The sequence below is a fragment of the Paenibacillus amylolyticus genome (assembly GCF_036894225.1).
GTDB lineage: Bacteria > Bacillota > Bacilli > Paenibacillales > Paenibacillaceae > Paenibacillus > Paenibacillus amylolyticus.
Genome location: NZ_CP145892.1, coordinates 3,222,439 through 3,240,933 on the forward strand (window position 1 = coordinate 3,222,439; position 18,495 = coordinate 3,240,933).

The 18,495-nt window shown below is 44.5% G+C and carries 17 protein-coding genes; 12 read left to right on the top strand and 5 right to left on the bottom strand.

The window, feature by feature from the left end:
- Positions 1-70 precede the first annotated feature (70 nt).
- The 4 genes from V6668_RS14440 to V6668_RS14455 are packed head-to-tail and all read left to right on the top strand — an operon-like array spanning position 71 to position 4,095.
- Entirely contained in the window at positions 71-1,480 is a 1,410-nt protein-coding gene (locus tag V6668_RS14440) for a spore germination protein (protein WP_036608157.1), read from the top strand.
- Between the two features lie 40 nt (positions 1,481-1,520).
- The gene (locus tag V6668_RS14445; protein ID WP_036670828.1) at positions 1,521-2,639 is read left to right on the top strand and encodes a GerAB/ArcD/ProY family transporter; all 1,119 of its coding nucleotides are present in this window, start codon (positions 1,521-1,523) and stop codon (positions 2,637-2,639) included.
- Between the two features lie 19 nt (positions 2,640-2,658).
- Positions 2,659-3,834, top strand: a complete 1,176-nt coding sequence (locus tag V6668_RS14450; RefSeq protein ID WP_338708765.1) for a Ger(x)C family spore germination protein — start codon at positions 2,659-2,661, stop codon at positions 3,832-3,834.
- Between the two features lie 42 nt (positions 3,835-3,876).
- Positions 3,877-4,095, top strand: a complete 219-nt coding sequence (locus V6668_RS14455) for a hypothetical protein (protein WP_036608149.1) — start codon at positions 3,877-3,879, stop codon at positions 4,093-4,095.
- Between the two features lie 83 nt (positions 4,096-4,178).
- Here the strand turns inward: V6668_RS14455 and V6668_RS14460 are convergent, their stop codons facing one another.
- On the bottom strand, positions 4,179-5,453 hold the full coding sequence (locus V6668_RS14460) for a stalk domain-containing protein (RefSeq protein ID WP_338708766.1): 1,275 nt from the start codon (positions 5,451-5,453) through the stop codon (positions 4,179-4,181).
- A gap of 266 nt (positions 5,454-5,719) precedes the next feature.
- Between V6668_RS14460 and V6668_RS14465 the strand changes: the two genes are divergently transcribed.
- A complete protein-coding gene (locus V6668_RS14465; protein ID WP_017688591.1) occupies positions 5,720-6,142 on the top strand; it encodes a hypothetical protein in 423 nt (140 codons plus the stop codon).
- A gap of 96 nt (positions 6,143-6,238) precedes the next feature.
- Here V6668_RS14465 and V6668_RS14470 read toward each other — a convergent pair whose 3' ends face one another.
- Positions 6,239-6,664 (bottom strand): hypothetical protein, encoded by a 426-nt coding sequence (locus V6668_RS14470; RefSeq protein WP_338708767.1) that lies wholly within the window; start codon positions 6,662-6,664, stop codon positions 6,239-6,241.
- 46 nt (positions 6,665-6,710) lie between these two features.
- Positions 6,711-7,943, bottom strand: a complete 1,233-nt coding sequence (locus tag V6668_RS14475; protein ID WP_338708768.1) for a GAF domain-containing sensor histidine kinase — start codon at positions 7,941-7,943, stop codon at positions 6,711-6,713.
- Between the two features lie 163 nt (positions 7,944-8,106).
- On the opposite strand from V6668_RS14475, the gene V6668_RS14480 reads away from it, so the two are divergent.
- From V6668_RS14480 to V6668_RS14500, 5 genes are all read left to right on the top strand, one after another.
- Positions 8,107-8,415, top strand: coding sequence for a hypothetical protein (locus V6668_RS14480; RefSeq protein ID WP_036608134.1), 309 nt, complete (start codon positions 8,107-8,109; stop codon positions 8,413-8,415).
- A 191-nt stretch (positions 8,416-8,606) separates the two neighbouring features.
- Complete coding sequence (locus tag V6668_RS14485) at positions 8,607-9,173, top strand: alpha/beta fold hydrolase (RefSeq protein WP_422395281.1); 567 nt, start codon at positions 8,607-8,609, stop codon at positions 9,171-9,173.
- Positions 9,174-9,365: 192 nt separating this feature from the next.
- Positions 9,366-10,364, top strand: a complete 999-nt coding sequence (locus tag V6668_RS14490) for an AraC family transcriptional regulator (RefSeq protein WP_338708770.1) — start codon at positions 9,366-9,368, stop codon at positions 10,362-10,364.
- 130 nt (positions 10,365-10,494) lie between these two features.
- Entirely contained in the window at positions 10,495-11,289 is a 795-nt protein-coding gene (locus V6668_RS14495; RefSeq protein WP_076317951.1) for an SDR family NAD(P)-dependent oxidoreductase, read from the top strand.
- 186 nt (positions 11,290-11,475) lie between these two features.
- Positions 11,476-14,286, top strand: a complete 2,811-nt coding sequence (locus V6668_RS14500; RefSeq protein ID WP_338708771.1) for a glycoside hydrolase family 2 TIM barrel-domain containing protein — start codon at positions 11,476-11,478, stop codon at positions 14,284-14,286.
- A gap of 106 nt (positions 14,287-14,392) precedes the next feature.
- Here the strand turns inward: V6668_RS14500 and V6668_RS14505 are convergent, their stop codons facing one another.
- On the bottom strand, positions 14,393-15,763 hold the full coding sequence (locus tag V6668_RS14505) for a sugar phosphate nucleotidyltransferase (protein WP_076317949.1): 1,371 nt from the start codon (positions 15,761-15,763) through the stop codon (positions 14,393-14,395).
- Positions 15,764-15,780: 17 nt separating this feature from the next.
- On the bottom strand, positions 15,781-16,590 hold the full coding sequence (locus tag V6668_RS14510; RefSeq protein ID WP_047842887.1) for a DUF6492 family protein: 810 nt from the start codon (positions 16,588-16,590) through the stop codon (positions 15,781-15,783).
- A gap of 202 nt (positions 16,591-16,792) precedes the next feature.
- Between V6668_RS14510 and V6668_RS14515 the strand changes: the two genes are divergently transcribed.
- Entirely contained in the window at positions 16,793-17,557 is a 765-nt protein-coding gene (locus V6668_RS14515) for a YheC/YheD family protein (RefSeq protein WP_047842888.1), read from the top strand.
- A 197-nt stretch (positions 17,558-17,754) separates the two neighbouring features.
- Positions 17,755-18,495: a LytTR family DNA-binding domain-containing protein gene (locus V6668_RS14520; RefSeq protein WP_338708772.1), complete on the top strand. Its 741-nt coding sequence runs from the start codon at positions 17,755-17,757 to the stop codon at positions 18,493-18,495.

Genomic DNA, 18,495 nt, shown 5'->3' on the forward strand with positions numbered 1-18,495 from the left:
CATCTGATAAGTAAAGGATACCTTTAACTGAGAATATCTGGACGGAGCGTTTACGGAAAGGGGAGGCGTCATGGACACATCAGCGATAACACAACAGGACCTGCCATTAACCGGAAATCTTGCTATTGATCAAGAAATGTTACGCTCCGTTTTTGCGGGTTGCTCGGACGTTGTATTTCATACATTCCAAACGGCGTGTCTTACATCAGCATTATGCGTATATTGTGTTGGTGTATGCGATACGGAGCGGCTGGAACGCCAGGTACTAACGCCCCTTCAGGAAATGGGGATCGAAGCTGCGCAAGTTCCCCTAGCTTCTGTTAAGCAAGTTGAAACGACTACTCAGGCAGTACAGGCCATATTTGAAGGAGAAGCTCTGTTACTGCTGGATGGTTCAATAGGAGGAACTACATACCCTCTATACCTAGCTGCAAATCGTTCAACGGAAGAACCGTTAGCTGAATCGACCGTGCGTGGTGCACGGGATGGGTTCACAGAGTCGTTGACCATGAATATGTCTTTACTGCGCAAACGTCTCAAGACACCTGCATTGAAGATTCATACACGTAACATGGGAGATCGTACAAACACCAGTATTTCACTTGTATACATGGAGGGGATTATTGATCCCAAACTTGTTAAGGAAGTGGAGACACGACTTGGCGATTTAAAGCTCCGAGACGTACTGGAGAGTCAGTACATTGAAGAAGGCATTGTTGACCAGCGATATTCACCATTTCCACAGATGATTGCGACGGAGCGCCCGGATGTCGTTGTTTCCAACTTGCTGGAAGGTCGTTTTGCTATTCTCGTTGACGGAACACCGTTTACCCTTATCGCGCCAGTGACTATTTTTTCCATGTTACAATCCCCCGAAGATTATTATCAAAATGTGTTCATGAGTGTTTTTGTACGCTGGCTGCGATACATTTTTTTTGTTTTATCCATGCTGCTTCCATCGGCTTATGTAGCGATTACGACGTTTCATCAGGAGATGATTCCTACCGTATTACTTCTCAGTATTGCTCGGGCGAGAGAAGAGATCCCTTTTCCTGCCCTGGTGGAAGCGCTCATTATGGAAATTGCCTTTGAAGCATTGCGTGAGGCTGGCGTCCGATTGCCCAAGCAGGTCGGATCAGCGGTCAGTATCGTGGGCGCCTTAATTATTGGGCAAGCGGCGACGAGTGCCGGAATTGTCTCAGCCCCCATGATTATCATTGTCGCGATTACCGGTATCGCTTCTTTCATGATCCCTCGCTATGCTGCCAGCATCGCGACCCGTCTACTACGTTTTCCCATGATGTTTCTTGCAGGAACGTTGGGACTCACGGGTGTCATGTTGGGAGTCATCTTGGTTGTCATTCATCTAAGCAGTCTTCGTTCATTTGGAACACCTTATCTCTCACCGGTAGCACCTACGATGGCTAAGGAACTTAAGGATGTGTGGTGGCGTCCATCCCCAAGGAACAAACCACACTAGAACAATCTACATTCGAGCAAACAAGGGAGCGGGATTACATATGTTGACTGACAAAGGGAAAATATCGGTGACTCAATTGGCATTTATGGTCTTTCCCGCCATTCTCGCGACGGCTATCTTGTCTGTGCCTGGAATTACAATGCATTATGCAGGACATGACATGTGGATGACTCCAATTATAGGTTCAATCGTTGGATTGGCTGCTATTGGTATTTCCGTTGGACTTGATCGTCTGTACCCTGGAAAAACGCTCATTCAATCCAGTGTATTGATCATCGGTCGGATTCCAGGCAAGTTATTCGGTCTGATATATATCGCTTTTTTGCCCCACCTGACGGGCTTGATTATTCGGGAATACGGTGAATTCATTGTTAATAATGCACTTCCGCGTACACCTTTGTTTGTTGTGATGGGTACGATGGTTGTTGTATGTGCGATTAATGTCAGACTTGGGATTGAAGTTGTCGGACGAACCGCTCAGGTGTTTGTTACCCTGCTGATCGTTCTGCTGGCTTTGATCTTTATATTGTTGATTGGTGAACTGAATCCTGCCGAGCTGTTTCCTTTTATGGAGAAGGGTCCAATTCCCATTATTACGGGGGCTGCTGCACCTGCTGCATGGTTTAGTGAATATATCGTGTTGGCTTTTCTGCTACCTTATGTGAATGAAAAAAAAAGAATAACCCGGGTCATGCTGGGTTCCCTTGTATTTACAACAACTGCGATGACAGTTACCAATCTGTTTTGCCTGTTTTTAATTGGTGATTTGACGGATACATTTGTATTTCCAGTCATGATCGCAGCAAGATACATAACCATTGCGGACTTTCTGCAACATATCGAATCCCTTATTATTGCCATCTGGATTTTCGGTATTTTCGTTAAAATTTCCGTTTTTCTATATATCTTTGCTACATCAACCGCGGAATGGTTTGGTTTGCGGGACTACAAACCTGTGGTTGGTCCACTTTCGTTTCTGTGCATGGTATTTGCTTACTGGGTTGTGTCCGGTGGATCTGGTGTTTCCAGTTTGGTTAGTGCTTCAGCCAACTTGTATACGATCAGCATTTTATTAATCCTTCCGGCTATGATCTACGGTGTTGCATGGCTGAAGAAAGGGTGGGCACATTTTCGGAAGAAGAATCGAGCGAACACCTGATTGATGGGGGGAGGAGCACTTGCGAATATTTAGAGTACTACTAATGCCAATATTGTGTTGTGTGCTTTTAAGTGGATGTTGGGATCGTATCGAGATTAACGATTTGGCTATCGTGCTGGCTACAGGGATAGATTATGAAGATGGTGAAGTACAATTGACTTCACAGATTTTCATTCCGCGAAAGGCGAGTGCAGGAGATAGCAGTGGGAGTGGAGGCAGTCCAAGCGGGGTAACAATGATTCGAACAGCGGAAGGACGTACAATTGCCGAGGCATTGAATCGGTTACAACGTAAAGTTCCCCGGAATATGTTCTGGGGCCACTGCGAAGTCATAATCATCAGTGAGCAAGCCGGCAAACGCGGTATCCGCGAGTATATCGATTTCTTCCTGCGTTACCCTCAGTTCAGGGAGCATGCATATGTCTTTTCCAGCGATAAGGCTGCGAAAGATATCCTTGCGTTACTTGATCCACTGGAGCGAAGTTCTGCTGAATCGTTACGTGAGATGGCCAATTTGAAGTTAGGTACACGTGTTACTGCGCTTGAACTGGCTAAATCTATTGAAGGTCCGAGCAGTTCAGCCATTTTGTCTCGCATGTTAATCTTACCCCCGGAGCCCGATCAGGATAAACTGACGACAACGCCATATGTGAAAGGTCTGAGTATGTATAAGAAGGATCGTTATGTCAAGACGGTCAAAGAACCACTAAGCGTAGGTGTATTACTACTTGCAAAAGAACTGAACAGCATTATCATGCCCGTTGAGTTTGAGCCGTTAAAGGGTTCTTTTTCGATAAGACTCATTGAAAATGAAACCTCCTTGAAGCCGCGAATTGTAAACAAACAGTGGAGTATGAAGGTCGACATCCAAACCAGGGGAGAAGTGGTGTTAAATACGACGGATGCCAATCTGACGGATCCCGCTGTATTAACTAAACTGGAAAAGGAATGGTCGGCTAAACTCACATCTTTGGCTCATGATGCTTTAGACATGTCCCAGAAAGAGCTGCGCTCCGATTTCTTCAAATTCGCAGTTGAATTCCGCAGATATTACCCGCATCAATGGAAGGCGCAGGAGAAGAACTGGGAAACCATCTATCCTGATATGGACGTGCAAGTCAACGTAGATGCACATGTAGTACGCACCGGAAAATCAACAGGACCACAGGGGATACCTAATGAGGACGAAAGTTGAACAGAATCGGTTCCTGTACAAGCCTGGAAGAGAGGTGATTGCATGAAACTAGGCTCAATCCTTGGAATATTGATGCTGGCGACTGCGATAGTGTATGGAGAGTGGAAGAGCAGCAAAGAGAAGCGAGCCAGAATAGTGAGCGCGGGATTTACTGCTGTGGCGGCAGTAATTGGGATCATTCTTCTCTTTCAGCCCCGTTTGCCTGGTCCTACCCAGTTTGTGAAGCTTATATTTGGAAGTGTGGATAAATTTATAAAATAAGATGATGGGAAAAAGAAGGACCAAGTCTCTGCGTACCAGAGGCTTGGTCCTTCTTTTATTTAAGTTGTAGCCAGTTAGAAAGTTTACTCTTTGATCACAGAAGCATTTACGGCATCTTCCATTTTCGTATTGTAGGAACGGAACAGACCCAGACGCCAGAACGCGGCTCCTTTGAGGTCATAACGTTTGGCGAGACCCAGCTTATCATCAACAGAGGAGGGCGTTTCACTGCTTAGACTGATACCAAGCAGAAGCTTGCTCTTTGGTACACCAGCCTGTATGGCTAATTGAATCGCTTGATCCACAAGACTATTTGGCTCAGGTACCTGAGATTTGGTGCCAACCGGATTATACTGATAGGCCATAATAATAAGATCATCTGCAATAGAGGCAAGTGTTTTGTAATCATAACCTTTATAAGCACTATTTAGCGGTGGTACCGCCAGAGATAAAGCTGTGTCCTGGGGCAAGGAACTCTTTAGTTGTTTCACGTAAGCATTGAGCAGCTTCTGTTGTTCTACCGCATCCAGTTTAAAGCCCAGTCCTTCAAAATCCAGAACAACTCCGCCAAAACCATGCTCTGCGACAGCAGCAGTTATGCCTTCAATCGATTTCTGCCGCAGGCTGCTGTCGCTCAGAACTTTGGTCAGTTCACCATTTCCGTCCAATGCGTACACCATGAGCTGTGGTTGGATCTGCTGATCTGCTGCGTCAGCAACGATAGACTGCGGTGTAATATCACCCGCAGCAGCAGGGAGGCGGTACTCATCCCCTTGGAGCGTAAATTGGCCTTCACGATCAATGCGGCTCCAGCCAAAGGCTACGGAATTCATGGAAGTAATAAGGTCCTTTTCTTGAAAGGATTGCAATGCATAGAAGGCTCTCAGGTGCATCTCGCGTTGTGGGGAGACAAGGGAGACCGTCTTGGTTGCTTGATTCCAGCTTACTTGTACACCGAATTGGTTACTGAACGAACTTAGTGGAATAAGTACGCGGCCCTCCCGCTGAACGGGTGCAGCTGCGAGTGTAACTTTTTTTCCATTTACGGTCGCTGTGGTGCTGCCAACTTGTAATAGTACCTCGGTAGTTTGTCCTTTCACAGTGTTTGTCGCTTTTACAGTCTGTGATTTGCTGTTCCAGGTAATATCGATACCTAGGGCTTCACCGACTGTCCGAAACGGAACGTAAGTGACACCTTTATCAATACGTGGAGCTGCATCAAATTTCAGGGGAACATCATCCAAGTGCACTGAAATGGCCGGGGCAGCATAGGCTCCACCGATATTGGGGGTACTTCCAAGAATAGAGAGAGCAATTAAAGTAACCGCGGCGATTTTCCCTACACGTTTAATAAGCATCGTTTGTGTCCTCCAACTCCGTACATAATAGTAGAATCGTATTTTGAACAGAATCTAGTAATCTAACATATGTAGCATAACAAAATTTTCATATCGTTCCAATATAAGAGTCCGGAATTTAGTCGTATATATCATATCGCTGTTTAATAGATTCTTCCGACCATAGTGTAATTAAATGATAGCATTGGTGAGTTGTTGGCTAGAAGTCCAAACACAATAGTACGCTACGAATATACTATCCTATCCCAACATTAGGAGGTAGATTGATGAGCACATTTCTGGATGCAAGAACATCACAAAATGCCAGTTTGGCCAACTCAATAGCTATTCCAATATTATTCCTGAACACCCCACAGCTCTTTGGTCAAATTGGTCTGCAAACTGCCGGAGCAGGAGCCAATCCCAGAGTTCAATTTAAAGGGACGGTTTCTGTACAATTACCTTTAGCTCTTGTGGGCATAACGATTACCGTTGTAAGAGGTACCTTGTCAACGGACCCGGTTATTTACTCCGCAACGTCCACATTTGGTTTAAGTGTATTGGCACCACAAGTAATTACATTCTCTGGAAATGATTTTAATCCACCGATTTTACCACAATTAACTTACACTGCTTTTGTAAGCTCCAACTTGCTGGGAACAATCCGCGTTGGTCCCGAGAATTTTGATGGATTTGTGGTCTCTGATTAATAGCTCGCTCTAAAAATAGTTATGTTATCGTAAAAACAACCCCATATCTCTAATCTACGGGAAACCGATTAGAGGTATGGGGTTGTACGTGTTTGTTCAATCTGAAACGACATATCCGTCGAAACTCTCGGGTCCCACCCGAGTAGTACCGAGCAGGTTTGTGCTGATAAATGCGGTATAGGTTAATTGAGGCATAAGCGGTGGGTTATAGTCAGTGGAAGAGAAGACAATCACTTCAGGGTTAAGCAGACCATTCAGACCATATGTGTGGTTTCCCGAGTATACAATTGGATCGGTTGCGATTATTCCTCTTACCACAGTAATCCTCACTATAAAAAGTGCACGCGGCAATTGCACCGTGATGGTTCCTTTTAATGAAACTCTTAGATTGGTTCCGGCTCCAGCGGTGATGAGACCAATCTGGCCGAATAATTGTGGCGTAAAAATCACTGGAATCGGTATGGAAATGGAATTAAACAACGCAGCATTTTGCGATGATCTTGCATCCAGAAATTGAGTCAACGTATATACCTCCTATCTGTTTCAGATAGAATAATATATTCATCATTCAGATTTTCGCATGGACGGAGGGTGCAGCGCTGGAGATATTAAAGACAAACCGACTGCCCATAGGACTGGACTCTTTAAGCCATACAATGCCACCCATTAATTCAGCGAGTTGTTTACAGATGGACAGGCCAAGCCCCGCTCCGCCATACTTTCCTGAATTACCATGAATCTGGGAATAGGATTTGAACAACAGATCCTGACGGTCCTGCGGGATGCCGATGCCCGTATCCTTTATTTCGTAGGATGCATGGAGAGTACCTTTTGTATCAGCAGATACCTCAGTAGAGATGCATACTTCACCTGTCTCCGTAAATTTTAGCGCATTCCCAACGAGATTGATTAAAATCTGACGAACTTTGTGCTGATCGCCCATAAGCATCAGATGATCATTAATATTATATTCTGCGTACAACCTAATTCCTTTTTTCTGTGCTTCAGAAGAGAATAATTGTAATACATGTTCAACTGTTTCAGTGACACTATAGGGCTTGATCTCCAGAGAGATCGCACCAGCTTCTGCTTTGGAGTAGTCCAGAATCTGATCCATCATCGACAGAAGGCTGGCGCCACTTGACTCAATGACATTAACATATAACGATTGATCCTCACTTAGCCTGGTCGATTGCAACAGATTGGCCATTGCAAGAACACCATTCATTGGCGTCCGGATTTCATGGCTGAGAACGGCCAGCAAATTTTTCTTTTCTTCAAGCACTTTTGCAGCGGTCTCTTCCGCCTGTTTTAATTGTTGCAGAGTTGTTTCCATCTCAAGAAGACTCGTGAAAAAGGAAGACAAGGAGAGAAGCAGATCCACGTCCTTTTGTTGATAGGAATAGAAATCCTGATCAAATGAGCAAAGGGAGCCGTAAATTTCTCCGTTCTCATTATGTATAGGCACACCGACAAATGAACACCCACCTACGAATTCGGTTGCGTCCATATGTCTGGTTAATGGATGTGTTAGATTATTATTGATTACTAACGGGCCTTGGGAATGTTCAGTCACAAGTGCACAGTATGACTCGGCGTTATCAACGACCAGCCCCTCACCCAGAATGAGTTTGTCACGATTATATACGTTCAGAACCTTGGTGGATAGATGATCCAACTGGGCAATACAAAACGTGTTTGCAGGAATTAACCTGCTTGCCGTGTCCATAACGTTTGCAGCCGAATCATATAATTTATGTGAGACAATGGATAGTACATCAATGAATTCTGTTTTTAACATATTGATTTGACTCCTCCTGATTGTAGAAATTCGTTGTGCACTGTATTCAGTATATATGAATTTGAAGAATCGATCATGTATGGTTTTGACAGTGGAAGACGGAAATGAGAAAATATAATGCTGTGTAACATGTATATATTAATAAAGTTTTGGAGGCAAATCAATGAATCAGCGTTTTCGAATTACCCGATCCATGCAAGATAGTAATGCCGAACAATCCATCTCGCTGGAAGAGTGCAAACTCTACTTCGAATCCCAACCCGATTTTACCTATTCACCGGTTCTTAACATTGTAGGAGCAGAGAGCACCATGACCATTGAGGGGGACTTTTTTATGTGGGACCTTGAGGGTGCACAGATTGCTTTTCGTTTGTACATGGGGGATCTGTATGTAGCTATTTCTAACGAAGCTATTGTACCCAAAATGATTGAGATTGCAACAGATCTACGTGCAGATATCGTTGAAGGATAAGAAGTAGAGAACTAGAGTTTAATAAAATGTAATGATGTTAGTTGTAGTATACTTTAAACATCCCTGTAAAAATGAGACTAAAGATTCATTTATATTCCATATGTTAGATTGTAATATATGGAATATAAAACATTTTACAGGAGGGTAATGAAGTGAAAAAGACCAAATTAATACTTGTTGTATTCCTGAGCATGATCCTTGCCTTATCCATAACTGGAATAGGATCGAGTTCAAAGGCTTCTGCAGCTACGGCACGTACACCCATTGTATTGGTACATGGATTGACCGGTTCAGATAGCAATTTTACAGCAATTGAGAGTTATTTGCGTAGCCAAGGGTGGACAAGAGACGAATTATTCGCGATTGACCTTCCTAGCAAACAAGGAAACCAGCTGTTGAACTCCGCAGCAATTAGTCGATTCGTAGATGATGTTCTACGCCAAACGGGTCATACAAAAGTCAATATTATAGCTCATAGCATGGGTGGAGCTAATAGTCTCTATTACATACTTAACCGTGGAGGCGCTTCCAAAGTGGATAAGTTAATTACCCTTGGCGGGGCTAATCGATTGACCACAACGACAGCTCCGAGTGGAATAAAGGTGACTTCGATCTATTCCACCAGTGACACGATTGTGTCCCCGGCACTTTCCCGTTTGAACGGGGCGAACAACGTTTCGGTTTCCCTCGTATCCCATATTGGTCTGCTGTTTAACTCACGAGTGAATGCCCTGATCAAAACTGCGTTGAATGAGTAGCTGAACATACAAAATGTGCATTCTTTCATAATATACTGAATGATTGACTTGAACACGACTGACCATTCATGGGCAGTCGTGTTTTCGTATTACCCGGAAATGGCTCACTGAGGTAAGATTCAAAAATAGGTGCATCCGTTCTATAATTAGAAATCAGAATAAAAATGAAACAAGTTAAAGGAGTCTGCATACATGCAACCTCAACCGAATGATCGGATTAAAGTTCATCCAGGCTTTTGGGCTGGATTACATCAATTAGGGATTGGTGCTGACGACATCGCTCGCACAGCACAACTATCTCTTGAGACAATAAATAAACCTGTAGTGACCCGATCTCAATACTTCGCAATCTGGCAGGCCTACTCTGATCTCAATGGGGACACCGCCGAGGGCATCATCAAACTTGCAACCGGATATGAAATATCGAAGTATCCTCCGCCTGTACTGGCGATGTACCATGCTCGTGATTATCGAGATGCGTTGAATCGCATGGTGCGTTACAAGCAAATGTGTCCTCCCGAGAGTTTGCAGATTACCGAAGCAGGGGAGGAATGGTTCATTGAACTCGAATGGTTACATAAGGAGCAACAAGGTCCGCCATTGCTGGTTGGTATTACGCTGGCATTTCTGATCGAACTTGGACGGAGGAGCACAGGACAACCTTTGACTGCCAAAAGGGTTGAGTTCTCCCAACCGATGGGTGACGTAGCCACCCTTGAGGCTTACTTCGGCTGCCGAGTTGATACGAATTCTAACCATAATCGGCTGACGCTGGAACGGAAAGATCTGAGTCTTCCATTTCTATCGTATAACGAGGAGTTACTGGAGATTCTGACCCCGGCACTGGATCGGTCGCTGGACGAACAAGAGAGCAATCGTTCCATTACTGAAGTGGTCAAATGGATTATGAAACGCAGCCTCACAGGAAAGCGCCCTGACATCCAGACGGTCGCCAAAGAGCTTCGCATGAGTGAACGTACCTTGCAGCGGCGACTGACGGAGGAGAACACAAACTTCAAGCAATTATTAACCGAGGCCAGACGTGAGCAGGCCCGAGAGTACCTTGCAGATCCTTCACTCGATATCAAAGAAGTGGCATTTCTGGTTGGATATGAAGATCAGAATTCATTCTATCGTGCTTTCAAGACCTGGGAAGGGGATACACCTTCAAATTGGCGTGTAAGGCAATAATTCTGGCGTAAAGTGCTAGTTACTAGGCCCCTCAGACTGCGTAATATTATATCTACCCGGTGTATGAAGCTGTTGGCAATTTTCAAGAAATAGCTGCCGGATAGTTGTAATCAAGAAGGAGAAATGCAGGATGGATATGGGACTAAAAGAGAAAACAGCCTTAGTTACAGGATCAACAAAAGGAATCGGTAAAGCGATTGCTATAGAACTCGCTCGAGAAGGTGTTCATGTTCTGATTAATGGACGTAATGATGAAGAGGTGGAACAAACCGTTCGTGAAATCAAGTCTACTTTTCCGGAGACCTCTCCGCAAAAGGCTACCGCTGATCTTGTGGATCTGGCGCAACGCGAAGCTTTATTCGAGAAATTTCCTGAAGTTGATATATTAATCAATAACATGGGTATATATGAAATCATGAGTTATGAAGACATAAATGATGAAGTGTGGGAGAAATATTTCCGTACTAATGTACTTGCTGCCAATGGCTTGTCTCAATTTTATTTACCTAAAATGGTGAAGAACAATGACGGACGTATTATTTTCATTGCAAGTGAAGAAGCCCTTATGCCTTCAGGCCAGATGCCTCAGTATTGCATGACCAAGTCAATGCTGCTGTCATTATCCAAAAGTTTGTCCAAACTGACAGCAGGGAGCGAGGTTACGATCAATACGATCCTGCCAGGTCCAACACTGTCCGAAAACGTACAAGAAATCATTGAGGGCATATACCCTGATGAGGCACTGACTTTTGAGGAAAAAGAGAAAGACTTTATGAAGAGTAATCTGCCACAGTCCGAATTACAGCGATTCATCAAGCCAAGTGAAATAGGCAGACTCGCTGCATTTGTATGCAGCCCATATGCTTCAGCCTTCAGAGGCTCTCCCATCCGGATGGACGGGGGCATGGTTCCCACCATATTTTAAAATTGTTCAGGATACAGGATATGTATCCATAAGATGTCGCCAGCATTGGCGGCTTTTTTATTTGTAAATGATCTATGCGAGGGCGTCAATCGAGTTTATAATACAGGTATGTTTTTCGAAAACGATTTCTGTTCATTGGAAGCGATTACTTTTATCGATTATATGAATCTAAAAGGGGACACTATCATGATAGAAGCAATAAATCTGGAAGGCATATGGAAACTCCAACTTGATGAACATAAGGTGGAACGTGGTCTGAATTTCTCAGACGTTATTACATTGCCAAATACTACATCTCATGCGGCCAAGGGCAAGAAAAACGAGAATGTGTTAATCGGTGCGCTGACGGATGAGTACTTATTCGAGGGTTATGCCTGGTTTTCACGAGAGATTGAAATTCCCGAACACTTGGCTGGCAAACGTTGTTTCTTGCATCTGGAACGAACAAGAGTTACCACAGTCTGGATTGATGGGGTGGAATGGGGAAAGCAAAACAGTCTGAACACACCTCACCGTTACGAGATTGAGGCAGGGTTAACCGCTGGGACTCATACAATTACGATTCGTGTGGACAATACCAATTATCCAACCAAAGGGGGTCACCTTACATCCGAAGACACACAGACGAATTGGAACGGCATCACCGGGAAATTGGAACTTCAATTTTTCGAGCGTGTTTTCCTGGATAATGTTCAGGTCTATCCCGATCTTGCGACTCGATCTTTCGAGATCAAGGCAGCACTTGTTGGTGACCTGCAAGAAGCACGAATCGTGGTTTCGGCTGTTGCAGTCAGTGCAGATCCGGTGTATACGACCGAGGAACAGATTTTCGCCCCGGATTCGCAGGAAATCCAGCTGACGTACAAGATTGGTGAAGATGCGATGTTATGGAGTGATGATGAACCTAACCTGTACCAACTTCATATTCATCTGCAAGATCAGGACGGCGAAGTGCTGGATTCCACCGAAGTATGGACGGGATTACGGGAATTCCGGGCTGCTGGAGACAAATTCACCATTAATGGTCGAAAAACGTTTCTTCGAGGCAAACATGACGGGCTGATCTTTCCGCTCACGGGATACGCGCCAACAGATGTGGATGAATGGGTTCGTATTCTCGCTATCTCCAAGTCCTACGGTATCAATCACTACCGTTTTCATACCTGTTGTCCTCCGGAGGCTGCTTTTATTGCAGCGGATCTGCTCGGCATCTACATGGAGCCTGAGCTTCCGTTCTGGGGAACGATTACGGATGAATCTTCGGATGGGCATAATCAAGCCGAGCAGGATTACTTGATTAGCGAAGGATTTGCGATGCTGCGTGCTTTTGGTAATCATCCTTCGTTTGTCATGATGTCGATGGGGAATGAACTATGGGGAAGCAAGGACAGATTGAATTCGATCCTGAAGGCATACAAAGCATATGATCATCGTCATCTATACACCGAAGGTTCGAATAACTTTCAGTTTGTGCCGGACATTCTGGAGGAAAGTGAATTCTTCTGCGGGGTTCGTTTCTCCAAAGAGCGCCTGTTCAGAGGTTCATATGCGATGTGTGATGCTCCGCTCGGTCACGTGCAGACCGACCTGCCAAATACATTGAAAGATTACGATTCAAACATTGTACCTGAGCAAGGCAGCGATGCTGACCCTTCTGGTCAGACTGGGGACAAAGAGATTCAGATTCAGTATGGGACAGGTTCCAAAACAGTGCAGGCCGAAGCTGGAAGTGACCAACTTGTCTCACACGTACCAATCATCTCGCATGAAATTGGACAGTACGCCACGTTTCCTAATTTCGAGGAGATCAACAAGTATACGGGTTCTCTCAAAGCCAAGAATTTCGAAGTGTTTCGGGAGCGTCTGAATGCCAAAGGACTGGGACATCTGGCGGAAGCATACTTCAGAGCCTCTGGTAAACTCGCGGTCGCATGTTACAAGGAAGAACTGGAAGCTGCTTTTCGTTCGCAGCAACTAGCCGGGTTCCAGCTGCTGGATCTCCAGGATTTCAGTGGTCAGGGAACAGCGCTGGTGGGTGTACTGGACGCATTCATGGATTCCAAAGGCATGATTACACCTGAGGAGTGGAGAACGTTTTGTTCCGACGCTGTGTTGTTGGCGAGATTCCCCAAATATAATTATCAAGCGGGTGAATTGTTCGAAGCACGCATTGAACTAAGTTACTTCCGCAGACAGGCATTGGACGGACGTCATCTGAAGTGGGAGCTACATGGTGAGGATTCCACCCTTACAGAAGGGAAAGCAGACCTGCCAGCGACCCATGGAGAACACTATGTGAATGTCGCGGATCTCAGCATTCGCATTCCTGAAGTCTCCAATATGACCAAAGTGGAACTTAGACTGTCTATTCCGGGTACGGATATCCGTAAGTCTTACTACCTGTGGATCTACCCGAGTCAGGAGGAAGTGGACCTGAGCGGTTTGAATCTATTTACCGAACTCTCGGAACAGGCGTTGGCGCTGCTTGAGCAGGGCGAGGATATTTTACTTTTCCCGAATCCCAATCAGCTTCAACACGCGATCCAAGGTTTCTATAGCACCGATTTCTGGTCTTACCCTATGTTCCGATCCATCTCGGAGAATATGAAAAGAGAAGTTCCTGTGGGCACAATGGGCTTGTTAATTCAACAGGATCATCCGGCCTTCGAACATTTTGTCTCAGAGGAGCACTCAACTTATCCGTGGTGGAGCATCGTGTCCGAGTCGTCATCGATCATCTTGGATGAGTTGGATAAAGACTTGAATCCGATCGTGCAGACCATTGATAATTTTGAGCGAAACCACAAGCTCGGCCTGTTGATGGAGTGTCGGGTCCGGAAGGGGAGAGTGCTGATGGGAGCGCTGAATCTGGAGCGTCTGATGACTACATTGGAGGGCAGACAGCTGTTATACAGCTTCCAGCATTATGTACAAAGTTCCGCTTACCAGCCAGTTGCACGTCTGGAAGTAGAGGAACTTCGCAAGTTGTTTAACTAAGATGTTGGGAGAAGAAGTGTCAGGTTTCCCTTAATTATGCCAATGAGCCCCTTCCGCGTATGGAAGGGGCTATAAGACATGCAGATTGAATCGGTTCATTCTCTCATTATGCGTTAAATGAACCTGCACTTTTTAGGATTACATTCCAATCTTCTTCAAAAAGTATGTTGTCTTTCTCCTCTGTTACTCCGATCCGGACCTCAAGGATCACCATCCTGGTTTCAGCCAGAATAGAAAAGAGACTCTCCTTGGTAATCACGAACTGATTGCCCATACTCACTTGCATGACCTTTCCGTTGACAAGCACTTGCCCACTGCCTGCAAGCACGGTCCATGCTCTACACCCAGTTCTATGCCAGTTCAACCCGATATGTTTGCCCGGTAGAACCGTTATGTTTAATGTGGTTACAGTTGTATTCTCATCGTCTAACGAACTCTCAATGACACGATAACTGCCCCAGGTTGCTTCACCATACATCGGTTTTAATGGCAAGTTACCCAATTGAGCTTTAATTTCATTTGAATTATTTTTGTTGGCAATGAGAATGCCATCCGGACTTGCGGCAGCGATAATACCTGGCACGCCAATGACTTGGATGGGGTAGGGAAGCTCGTTAATAATATAGGAATCGGAGGAAGAACCCGAGATTCCACCGTGTCCGATTACATGGGTATCTAACTGTGCGCACAGCGTATCCCAGCTTCCGATATCCTGCCATACTCCCTTATAAGGCAGGACTACGGCCCGCTGTGCCTTTTCTGCAACATGCTTGTCAAAACTGCGTTCAGGTAACGCTTCATACAGGGACGACAATTGATCATAATGAACCGGAAGCCCCATTTTTTTAATATGGGATATCATAAACGCGACGGTGAACGCGTACACACCGCAGTTCCATAGTGCCCCACGTTGTAGCAGCGTTTCAGCAATGGTGGCTTCAGGTTTTTCTATAAATTGTGTTATGGGCGCATAAGCATTACGTTCTTCCCCACCCGGCAGGATGTATCCATACTGTTCTGAAGCATGTGTAGGCCTTGTCCCAATTAAAGCGATTTCGGCTTGAGAATGTTTCAATATGTCCGGCAGTAATTGGAAGTTGCTGAAAAAATCTTCACCTGCGAACACATCAGCTGGCGCGATACAGATCACATCGTCATCTTTGGCCATTCGGAAGGATTGCAGATATAACGTCGCTAAGGCCGCCGCAGTAAAAGTGCCTCGTTTATAAGGTTCCCCAATGACTGGGATTTTGCCTTGAGTATGTCGTGCCGTAATATTAGCCTGATCTTGATGTGAAATAATGAGTGTTGAATCCGTTAGGGATGAACTGTCAAGCTGGCGGCATACTCTGCTGATCATGGATTCCCTACCTCCAGCGGGTGATGGAAGTATATCTATGAACAGCTTGGAGCGAAGCTCATTGGATAACGGCCAGAGCCTTTTGCCAGAGCCGCCGCACAGCATTACGATATGCATGGGCTTCCTCCTTAAGCTCAGGGAGCTTTACTATAGATTTTCCGTTTATGAAAGGAAAGAGAACGATATTTAAGAGCCAGATTGCGGATTTGTTGCTCTTTTAACGAAGAAGCGTTCACATTCAGACTTTTATTCTTGGAACTTCTAAGGACCATGCTGCCTGGGTTTTTCGTATACATAAAATTGGCATACGTTTCATACTCGGAGAAACCAAACTGCTTTTTCTTATTGATATTGGAGATGATGGCTTTGTACCATGGCAGTTTATGAACCGCTTCAATTTTCTGTTTTAAGGCAGCGAGTTTCGATTTGTCGAACAGCATATAATGGGTGACAAAAGAGCGGGGACGCGGAGCTTTCATGCCTAACAACTTGCGGTAGGTATTGAAATATTCCGGCTGGCTCCAGTCACGGCAGTAAAAGACTGTTTTGCCTTCTACAAGAAATGAATGAGGTTTAATCAGTACGGTATCTGCATCCATGACTAGAAAGTACTTTGCCTTCACAATGGAATCTCCGTTCATTTTGAGCAACTGCTGATATAACCAGCCTGACCGATTCCATCGGGAGGACTGGTAGTGTATGTCGTTTTTGGTTATAGGCAGAACGGATCGCTCATTAACAAAAATGCAGTTTTTAAGGGAACAAAGTTTTCTGATCTTGGTGCTGACCGGAGAAACAATATATATGCTTCCAATGGGATGTTTTACATAACGGCGAATGTTATCGATGACGAGGGGAAGGGTAGCCAAATCTTTCTCGATCGCTGGTATAAGAACATCAATCTTAGGCGCATTATTCAACCGGATTCCAGGCTGGACGGACATCTACTCATCTCCTTGCACAAATCGTGATGACTCATTATATGGTATGTGTGCAAAAGTGTTTTGGTCAGGGCATGTGCAAATATACATTTTTACGAATAGGGGCTTTTGTTGAGGGTTCCTTTATCGGTATTACATATAATGCTTGCAGGATCTTGATCAAACAGCAGGCTTTGATGCGGTTGCTGAAGGGAGAGTTTACGACATGGGAGTTGATAAGTTGCAGCCGTTAAGAAGCAAGTGGTTAAAAACAAAATTGATCATTAATAATGAATTAATTAAACCGTTTATCCCCGACACACAGAAATATAACAAAACGAATCTGAAATCCATGATCAGCAAATATGGGATGGTCTATGTCAAACCCGAGAGAGGTACTTTCGGGATGGGTGTTATTAAGGCCGAGATGGAAAGTCATCAACATTTTGTCTATCAGATCGAGCAAAAACGCCTGACGTTTGACAGCTTTGAATCGTTTTATAACAGTCTGACTCGTCTGGTGAATAAAAGAAGTTATCTGATTCAGAGAGGAATCCATCTGCTTAAGCACAATAACAGACGTTTTGACATTCGAGTCATGATACAGCTAAGCCCGACCAAACATTGGGAAGCTACCGGAATCATCGGGCGACTGGGTCATCCAAAGAAAATCGTAACCAATTATCATAGTGGTGGTACACCGATGGATATTCACAAGCTGCTAAAATCACATGCATCCACAAAACGCAGGAATGAACTGGTTCAAGAGATGAATGAGCTTAGCCTGCGCATAGCTCGTCATATGAAAAAAAAGTACCCGCATCTTAAGCAAATCGGTGTGGATATCGGCCTTGACCATAGTCTGAAACCCTGGATTATTGAAGTAAATGTCAAACCTGACCCATATATATTCAATCAATTAAAGGACAAGACGATGTATCGCAAGGTAATACGGTATTACCGTCATGCTGTGCCCAAAAAAACAAAATAACAGACTGGACTTTTCATAGGAATGCTGGAGAAGGTTACAAGCTCAAGAGTCGCCAATGTGGCGACTTTTTTTGTTGATCTGCGTTTTAGGGTCGGAATAATGCCTTTCATCCCCATTCGACTCCGAAACCTATGCTAAAATAGTATATTCGAGAGTGAAATTCAGAGTCGATGTCGATGAAAGGCGGATGTTCCCCCATGTTCAATATTGCAATCTGTGATGATGAGGAGCAGCAACGAGAACGTGTGAAATCCATGCTGGTCTCCTTATCTCTAAAAACCAATTTTGATTTTCAAATTAGCCTATTCACATCTGGTGAACAATTGCTCTCACACTACAGAGAGGTTGGGGATACATTCAATATTCTCATCTTGGATGTGGAGATGGGCGGAATGAACGGGATTCAGACCGCTAAAGAGATCAGGAACATGAAGTTTCTGGATGTACAGATTATGTTTCTGACCAGTTACCCGGAATATATGGTGGAGAGCTTTGATGTCATCACCTTTCAATATCTGATCAAGCCAATCCAGCCGCAAGTTTTCGAGGAAAAGATGATTAAGCTGTGTCGATATTTTCAGGCATTGGACAAAAAGTATGTACTAATCAAATCAGACTATGATGAACTGCTGCTGAAATATGATGATATTCTCTGGATTGAGGTCGTCAAAAGTTTAACGATCAAGAACAAGTTGAATTTTGTGACACAGGAAAATGTACATGAGACCAAAGGCATTTTATCCAGCTACGCTACAGGTTTGAAAGACCATGGTTTCTTGCAGATTCATCGCTCGATTATCATCAACCTGATGCATGTTCAGAAGTTTTCCGGTACCCAGGTCGTTATGTTGAATGGAACGGAACTGCCCATAGGTCGATCCAAGGTCAAAGAAATCAAGGATGCTTACACCAAATATATGATCATGAGGATTCAATGA

Coding starts and splice junctions, on each gene's coding strand:
- V6668_RS14520 (WP_338708772.1), top strand. CDS start 17,755: ATGTTCAATATTGCAATCTGTGATGATGAGGAGCAGCAACGAGAACGT.
- V6668_RS14490 (WP_338708770.1), top strand. CDS start 9,366: ATGCAACCTCAACCGAATGATCGGATTAAAGTTCATCCAGGCTTTTGG.
- V6668_RS14440 (WP_036608157.1), top strand. CDS start 71: ATGGACACATCAGCGATAACACAACAGGACCTGCCATTAACCGGAAAT.
- V6668_RS14455 (WP_036608149.1), top strand. CDS start 3,877: ATGAAACTAGGCTCAATCCTTGGAATATTGATGCTGGCGACTGCGATA.
- V6668_RS14500 (WP_338708771.1), top strand. CDS start 11,476: ATGATAGAAGCAATAAATCTGGAAGGCATATGGAAACTCCAACTTGAT.
- V6668_RS14485 (WP_422395281.1), top strand. CDS start 8,607: ATGATCCTTGCCTTATCCATAACTGGAATAGGATCGAGTTCAAAGGCT.
- V6668_RS14495 (WP_076317951.1), top strand. CDS start 10,495: ATGGATATGGGACTAAAAGAGAAAACAGCCTTAGTTACAGGATCAACA.
- V6668_RS14465 (WP_017688591.1), top strand. CDS start 5,720: ATGAGCACATTTCTGGATGCAAGAACATCACAAAATGCCAGTTTGGCC.
- V6668_RS14510 (WP_047842887.1), bottom strand. CDS start 16,590: ATGTCCGTCCAGCCTGGAATCCGGTTGAATAATGCGCCTAAGATTGAT.
- V6668_RS14515 (WP_047842888.1), top strand. CDS start 16,793: ATGGGAGTTGATAAGTTGCAGCCGTTAAGAAGCAAGTGGTTAAAAACA.
- V6668_RS14480 (WP_036608134.1), top strand. CDS start 8,107: ATGAATCAGCGTTTTCGAATTACCCGATCCATGCAAGATAGTAATGCC.
- V6668_RS14475 (WP_338708768.1), bottom strand. CDS start 7,943: ATGTTAAAAACAGAATTCATTGATGTACTATCCATTGTCTCACATAAA.
- V6668_RS14460 (WP_338708766.1), bottom strand. CDS start 5,453: ATGCTTATTAAACGTGTAGGGAAAATCGCCGCGGTTACTTTAATTGCT.
- V6668_RS14445 (WP_036670828.1), top strand. CDS start 1,521: ATGTTGACTGACAAAGGGAAAATATCGGTGACTCAATTGGCATTTATG.
- V6668_RS14505 (WP_076317949.1), bottom strand. CDS start 15,763: ATGCATATCGTAATGCTGTGCGGCGGCTCTGGCAAAAGGCTCTGGCCG.